The following is a 7,284-nucleotide window of genomic DNA, read 5'->3' on the forward strand; positions in this document are numbered from 1 at the left end:
ATAAAGCATATTTGTTAGAATATAGTTCTATCTTTTCCGTTTTTGATTACACTAAATGTATGTAAGAAAGAGTGAGTGGAGGTGGAGTGGATTTGGCGAAAAAATGGGGAATTAGTGCTCTTTTCTTATTTGGGGTATATGCTTTCCTGATGTATGTTTATATCTTCCATAGTGGCAGTGGGGGTATACCTGCAAGTTTGAAAGGAACTGTTGCAGATCCGCATGTTTTTATGTCGGAGCGAGAATTGTACCTTAGTGGGGAGTATTCAAGAATAAAAAATTTCCTCTTTTTTGTATCAATACCATTTGAATGGCTTGTCTATTTATTAATACTGATTACTGGACTTTCTCTAGCGTTTGAAAGATGGATTCCTTTGCAAAAAAAATGGGCAATTTTGCAAAATGCAGTATATGTATTTTTACTGTCTGTTCTTACGTTTATTGTTTTATTTCCTTTAGACTATTACAGATATTCCTTAAGTAAAAAATATGGGATTAGTACCCAGAGTTTCAATTCTTGGATGCGTGATAATGTCATTGATTTTTGGGTTAACTTAGGAACGACTGTAGTGATTGTAACGGTTCTTTATTGGCTTATAAATAGAAGCACAAAGAGATGGTGGTTAAATGCCTGGTTACTAATGATTCCTTTCTCGATTTTCCTCATGTTTATTCAACCAGTAATAATCGACCCCTTATATAATGATTTTTATCCGCTAACAAATAAAGAATTAGAGACGCAAATTCTCACGTTGGCTGAGCAAGCAAAAATTCCAACAGAACATGTGTATGAAGTTAACATGGCGGAAAAGACAAACGCTCTAAATGCCTATGTTACGGGGATTGGGAATAATTCAAGAATAGTATTATGGGATACGACTTTAAACCGCTTATCAGAAAATGAAATTCTCTTCATCATGGCTCATGAGATGGGGCATTATGTGGAGAAACATATTTACTTCGGAATCGCTCGTTATATCCTAACGATGCTTGTCGGGCTCTGGTTAACCGCTAAAATAATGCCTTGGGTTATCCATCGCTTTGGACGTGTATTAAAAATTAAACGAGTAAACGCTATTCATTCATTACCATTATTTTTACTTATTACATCTTTTCTATTATTCGTTTCAAGTCCAATTTCAAATTATATTTCTAGATATCAGGAAACAAGAGCTGATCAGTATGCAATAAACCTAATGGACGATCCGGAGGCAGCTGTCAAAACTTTTCAAGAACTTACGAAGGTAGGATTAAATGAAGTGAATCCTCCACTACTTGTAAAATGGTTTCGATATTCACATCCGACAATGCTAGAAAGAATAAATAAAGTTGCAAATGAAAATGAATCAAAAGAGTGAGGGGCAAAATAGTATTATTGTAAATTTAATCGTTCTTCAACTAACGGGGCCGTGAGTTGAAGAACAAGATTTTTGAATTGAGGAGATAACAAGGGAATAGGACTTAATTAAGGGTGATTAAATGGTGTTTGTATTTATACTTCACGGTTAAGGAGAACATATACTGGATACACCAAGAAGTTTTCAATTAACAATCCTTCATTAACACCTATAGGGTAGAAAAAAATAGATATTTGCCATCCCATGTTATTCGTCTACTATTTCGGGTATAGATATTTAATATTCATAATTATTCGAATAGGAGATGATTAGTATGGATAAACGTGTAATTGGAGTTTATGAAAATCATGATGATGCGGTTCGGGCGGTTGAGGAATTAAAGGCACAAGGTTATGACCGAGATTATATATCAGTTGTTGCAAAAGACCGGGATGAAGTAGAAGCAGTCAACACCGAAACAGGCACCAAAACTGAGGAAGGCCTTGCAGCTGGTGCTGCAACTGGAGGGCTTCTTGGGGGAGCAACGGGATTATTAGCAGGTGTAGGAGCGCTTGCAATTCCGGGAATTGGTCCACTTCTGGCAGCAGGTCCTATTGCAGCTATGTTAACCGGAGCTGCAGTCGGTGCAGGTACAGGCGGACTAGCTGGAGCATTAATTGGGATGGGCATTCCGGAAGATGAGGCAGATCAATACGAACGGGATGTTAAAGATGGAAAGCTGCTCGTATTGTTAGATCCGAATGCCAGAAAAACGGATTCATTCGTTAACAATGAATTACACACAACTTCAGGTACTACTAGACATTAAGTACAATAAATTCACAAAAAACAAGGTCAATCCTTTCTGAGGATTGGCCTTGTTTTTATGCGCTAAGGAAAGTAGAAACATTCTTAGTTCATAGTATAGATACCTGATTGCCTTATACTATTTCACTTTTCTCATTCTTCAAGAGAAGGAAACGTGGTTGAAATGATGTATTTAACAGAAAATCCAGTTCAATTAAGTGGAGAAAAGTATGAAAAAGAAATTAACTATTTACCCCCAAATATAAAAGGAATACAAGAAACAATTTCTTGGATGAAGAAAAGGGCATGAATGTATTTAACTGTATTTCGTTACATTCAAATTTTTTTGAAAGTATGTTATAAAAGTCAAATTAGTTGCTAATAATATAAGCAAATGACCATTTTCTTCATTATTGAATTAATAGTTTTATTAATAGATTTGTCCTTAAACTTATCAAATAGTAGATACAGTATATAAAATAAAATATGTAATAGGGTTATTTCTTGAGTTGCTATATGAAAGAGAAAAGAAGAAGGGAGGAAATAACTCTTATGAAAACGTTTATAAACAAATTTGCAGAAGCGATTGTCATAGGTATCATTTTACTATTATTTAATCCTGAGTTAATGGTGGTAGGATCTAGTATTAGAGAGAATGCATATGAGACGATTGTAGTTAGCCTATTAGTAATAATAATCGTTTTGATTTTAAGAAAACCCAGATCACGAGCATAATAATTGAAAAAAATAAAAGTCGTCAATTCTGAACGAACTAAACCCAACTTAATTATAGGGTTAACTAATATGGAATGTTTCGGATGAAATTAAGGGAGAAGATGAATGAAATTATTCCTATTAGCTTCTTCAACTAATTGGTACCTTAGTTGAAGAACTGGCTGCCTTTACAAGGCAGCCAGTTCTTATGGAGTAATGAAGTTAATGACTTCGCTATAGTTGCATTTGATAGTTAATGCAGAGGATGATTATTCAAGCTTAAAAGAAAGAGGGTATATGTAATACATAGAAGAAGGAGATGAAAAAATCTCTTCCTTCCTATAGAAGATAATCATTATCCCTTAAAAGGAAAAACAAAAGACCTGCATCATGCAGGTCTTTTGTTTTTATCGTGTTAATGCATTATAGATGTTGGCTTCTCCAGATCCGTAAAGAGGATCTTGTCCAGACTTCCCAAAGTCCTCAGCAGTATTTCGTAGAGCAGCTTGAACCTGTGCTGGCGAATACTCTGGATGTTCCGCTTTGATGACAGCAGCGATACCGGCTACTTTAGGAGCTGCCATAGAGGTTCCATGTAATAACGCATAACCGTTTAGATTAGGAGTTAAGGAATTGTTAGGTAAATATGTCGGCCAAGTTGACAATGTACGGTATAGAAAATCTCGTTTGTTTAAGTAGTTGCCTTTAGGGTCTTGACGATAAAACCCATCATAAACTGGACCATTATCTCCACCAGGTCCTGCCACATCTACAACGCTTCCATAGTTTGAATAGAACGCGATGGAATCTGTAGACCATTTATTAGATGAAGAAACAGTAACCACTCCTGGAATTTGAGCAGGAGCAACGCGTGATGGTCCTTTAATTTCTAGCCCGTAATTTTCCAACCAATATGACTGCATATCATGTAGGCTGTTTAAGTTGCGAGAATCGTTACCCGCAGAAACAACAACGGTTACTCCTTTTTTAGTCGCATACTGAACAGCACGGTGATAAGCTACCATAGAAGCAGAGTCGCCTTTTTCTCCTAAATTATGTGCCATCCAGCGCCATCCGCCAATACTCATATTGATAACTTCGACTCCATCATTTGCGGCAGCTACGATTGCGTCCGTAATCCAAGATTGCTGAGCACCACCAGTTGCACCGAATACGCGGTAGGAACGTACTTTTAATTCTGGACCGACACCAAGGACTTTTCCGTTAGCAGCAATAGATCCTGCAACGTGAGTTCCATGCCCGTTCTGATCCCATGCATTCGTTGTTCCTGGAACGAAGGTTTTACTTCCTGCAAGATCGGCATTTGCCTTTAAATCAGGATGATTAAAATCGAGGCCAGTATCAATAACCCCTACGACAGTTTCATGATTTCCTGGGTTTATTTCGTGAGATTTAAAGTCATTAGTAATTCTTTTTACATCCCATTGATAGTCATGGTAGTTTGGAGCATCTTGGGGAATTGAAGTTATTGGTTGTCCGTCTGCCGGATTGGTCTCTTCTTCAAGATAGACCGAGAGTTCTTTATCTGCAGCAGACACATTCTTGTCCTTTTTCATATCTGACAAAAAATCAGGGTCTGACGACTTGGCTTCAACTATGCCTATCTCCTCAACGATTCTTTCAATCGTTCCGCCTGCGAGTTTTACCTTTGTTTCAAAATCGGATGGAATGCTGCCACCCTTGTAAGCTAGTAAATAATAGGAGCTAGTTTCCTCTGCTTTGACAGGCTGTCCATTTATTCCTGCAAAAAGAGAGAATGACAGAGCAGAGCACATAGAAAGAACCGCTAACTTCTTCTTCATTTTTCTTATCTCCTTTATTATATATAGTCTTGGATAGATTTAAGAACAAATCTACCAGATTAAAACCACTTGCAAATTAAATCTACCATATTGCTCTACGAAAAATTTGTCACTTTATAGCGATAAAATATAAAAACATTCGACATTAAAGAGGAAAAATTAAACAGTTAAAACAGTTATCTATGGAAGAGTTACTGTAAAGCTTTCAAATTCGATATCAGTTCCTTCATAAGGTTTGATTACTGTTATAGTTTCATTGCCTATAGCGTCAATTTTTGCGCTGCTTTCTCGTAATTGATATATAATATATGGGATAACTGTAATATTTTTGACATCGTTGGAGATTGGATCAAATCGTCGAGTTCCATTCAAATGGTCCTTACCATCGATAATTTGGCTTTCGCTAACCCCTGAATGAGATATGAGCTCTTTTCCTTTATCATCGATTACTTTGAAATCTAGGTAACCCTTAGATAATGAATTTATTTCTTCTGAATTGGCATTAAAGCTAAATTGCAATCCAGCTGGACTGACTTTTAAATCAGAAACAGTAAGATCTATGTTTTCAACTTCCACAGTATGATCAATTGCAACATACTGAACTTTCGATTTCGTGTTAACAGGAGTTGAGAGGTTCCATTGTTTACCGTCCTCACCTGTAAAATTCACCCCCAGCGTAAAAGCTTCAGGCAATTCATCAATTGAATCTATGTTAATGATGCCAGTTCGATGGGTAGGTGATATTTCGGTTTCCTTATAGCCACTAGCATTTGAAAATCCTTTTCCGTTTATTGTTATGTTAGGTCCAGATGATAAATAGTCTCCAATTGGATTCTCTGATTTCATTGAAAATCCTATCGTAAAACGTGTCTCGTCATAGAAAACTTCCTCAAGTGTGATAGAAGTTCCTCCAACATTTTTCGTAGTACCTATTTTGTTTGATAAACCTTGCTCGTTTACCTGCTCTAAACCGGAATCTCCAGACTCACTGAAAATCGAACCAATCATTGGAATAGATGATACAACTGTTGCCATAGCTGGAGACACGGTGGCAGAAGCGACTAACAATCCAAATGCAAAAACCGCTGCCCCAATGCCATAACCCATTTTTTTTCGGGCTGACTGTTTACTCCTCATGTGCTGTAACTTCTTCTTTTGAATGGATTGCTTTAATTTTGCCTTTACTCGTGCCATTTCAACTTCATTTACTTCCATCTCTTCAAAATCTTCATCATCCAACATGAGATTATTTAAGTGTTCATAGATATCCTTCACGCAAAAGTCCCCCCTAAGTTACTGTTAGTACGCTGTTGTTGTAGTCTTTTCTTTCCACGATACACGCGATTATCGACTGCGGCTTTTGTCAAACCTATTTTTGTTGCAATTTCTTCACTTGTCATGTCCAAGAAGAATTTCATCATAAAAATATCTCGGTCAATCACTTCAAACCCACACATTAACTTTAATAATTCATTTTTATTTTCAGTAACGAGAACTTCATTTTCGATTGAAGGACTACTGCCTACCTCTAAATCATCCCTACCAACGATTTCAACCTCAACACGTCTGTTTGCTATGCGGTAGGTATCAATAGCTTTAAATTTTGTGACCGCACATAGCCATTTGCGGAAATCATCGGTGTCCCCTTCAAACTGATTTGTGTGATGCCAAATAGTTAAAAAAACATCATTTATACATTCTTCAACTAGACCAGGGTTTTCTAATGGTGACAATACTTTGTAGGTAATGCCCTTAACTAATGGTAAATATTTATCAACCGCATATTCTAAAGCATCTTCTTTTTGACGTTTAAGCCGTTTTATAAAATTATTGTCGGTAGATCTCATAAGATATATCTCCTTACTTTTTGTAAAAGCCCTCACACTATATACAACGAAACAAACACACTTTTTTTCTCGCATTTATTAAAATAAATTTCCAAATAACTTATTAAGCCGAAATAACAAGCAATTACAAACCCTTTTGTTTCTTCACTTGTAACAAAAACCTGCCCAAGGCAGGTCATTCATTTAATCATCTATATGTTTACTTAATTGTATAGGACATGCACCCTAGGTTGACACACCACAATTAGAAAGTATTCAACTATGTTCATTAAAAAAGACTGCCATGTAAAGGAGTTCAGAGTATATGCTTTTGAATAATATTCAGCTAGGAGATTGAGTTTCTGAATTAAGCTTAGAAAACTTTTAGTATTGTGTTGACTTTTATAAGTCAGGCTGATATATTTATTAAGTTGCTGATTTGAGCGCAACGAAGTAAATGAAAAAGCAAAACTTTTTGTTGACATGACATCAAGAATTTGCTAAGATATAAGAGTTGCTGTTTAAACAGTGACCAACACATGAACCTTGAAAACTGAACAGCAAAACGTCAACTAATAAAGCGGAATGCACTTCGGTGCTGAAAGCTAAAACGTTTTCTTCCGCCGACACCTGTCGGTATCGAAAACAAACTTGAACTTAACCGTTCATTATAAACGTCAAATTTTTGACGCCAGCAACAAAGTCGAGCTAATCGACTCACCATTATGGAGAGTTTGATCCTGGCTCAGGACGAACGCTGGCGGCGTGCCTAATACA

Annotated in this window: 6 protein-coding genes; 3 read left to right on the top strand and 3 right to left on the bottom strand. The window is 36.5% G+C overall.

The features are described 5' to 3' along the window. Nucleotides 1-92: 92 nt before the first annotated feature. The 3 genes from C8K15_RS13780 to C8K15_RS21195 all read left to right on the top strand — a co-directional run bounded on the left by C8K15_RS13780 (nucleotide 93) and on the right by C8K15_RS21195 (nucleotide 2,454). Nucleotides 93-1,358 carry a M48 family metallopeptidase gene (locus tag C8K15_RS13780; protein ID WP_108586973.1) on the top strand — a complete coding sequence of 422 codons (1,266 nt, stop codon included), beginning with the start codon at nucleotides 93-95 and terminating at the stop codon, nucleotides 1,356-1,358. A 313-nt stretch (nucleotides 1,359-1,671) separates the two neighbouring features. Continuing rightward, nucleotides 1,672-2,166, top strand: coding sequence for a general stress protein (locus C8K15_RS13785; protein ID WP_199224117.1), 495 nt, complete (start codon nucleotides 1,672-1,674; stop codon nucleotides 2,164-2,166). A 153-nt stretch (nucleotides 2,167-2,319) separates the two neighbouring features. Beyond that, nucleotides 2,320-2,454 carry a hypothetical protein gene (locus C8K15_RS21195; protein ID WP_255421118.1) on the top strand — a complete coding sequence of 45 codons (135 nt, stop codon included), beginning with the start codon at nucleotides 2,320-2,322 and terminating at the stop codon, nucleotides 2,452-2,454. An 811-nt stretch (nucleotides 2,455-3,265) separates the two neighbouring features. On the opposite strand, the gene C8K15_RS13795 is transcribed toward C8K15_RS21195, so the two are convergent. The 3 genes from C8K15_RS13795 to C8K15_RS13805 all read right to left on the bottom strand — a co-directional run bounded on the left by C8K15_RS13795 (nucleotide 3,266) and on the right by C8K15_RS13805 (nucleotide 6,528). Next, nucleotides 3,266-4,681 (bottom strand): S8 family peptidase, encoded by a 1,416-nt coding sequence (locus tag C8K15_RS13795; protein ID WP_108586975.1) that lies wholly within the window; start codon nucleotides 4,679-4,681, stop codon nucleotides 3,266-3,268. Between the two features lie 180 nt (nucleotides 4,682-4,861). After that, nucleotides 4,862-5,956 carry a DUF4179 domain-containing protein gene (locus tag C8K15_RS13800; RefSeq protein WP_108586976.1) on the bottom strand — a complete coding sequence of 365 codons (1,095 nt, stop codon included), beginning with the start codon at nucleotides 5,954-5,956 and terminating at the stop codon, nucleotides 4,862-4,864. After that, nucleotides 5,953-6,528 (bottom strand): sigma-70 family RNA polymerase sigma factor, encoded by a 576-nt coding sequence (locus tag C8K15_RS13805; RefSeq protein WP_108586977.1) that lies wholly within the window; start codon nucleotides 6,526-6,528, stop codon nucleotides 5,953-5,955. The genes C8K15_RS13800 and C8K15_RS13805 overlap by 4 nt, the downstream gene beginning before the upstream one ends. Nucleotides 6,529-7,284 lie beyond the last annotated feature (756 nt).

Source organism: Paenisporosarcina sp. OV554 (genome assembly GCF_003058165.1).
Taxonomy (GTDB): Bacteria; Bacillota; Bacilli; order Bacillales_A; family Planococcaceae; genus Paenisporosarcina.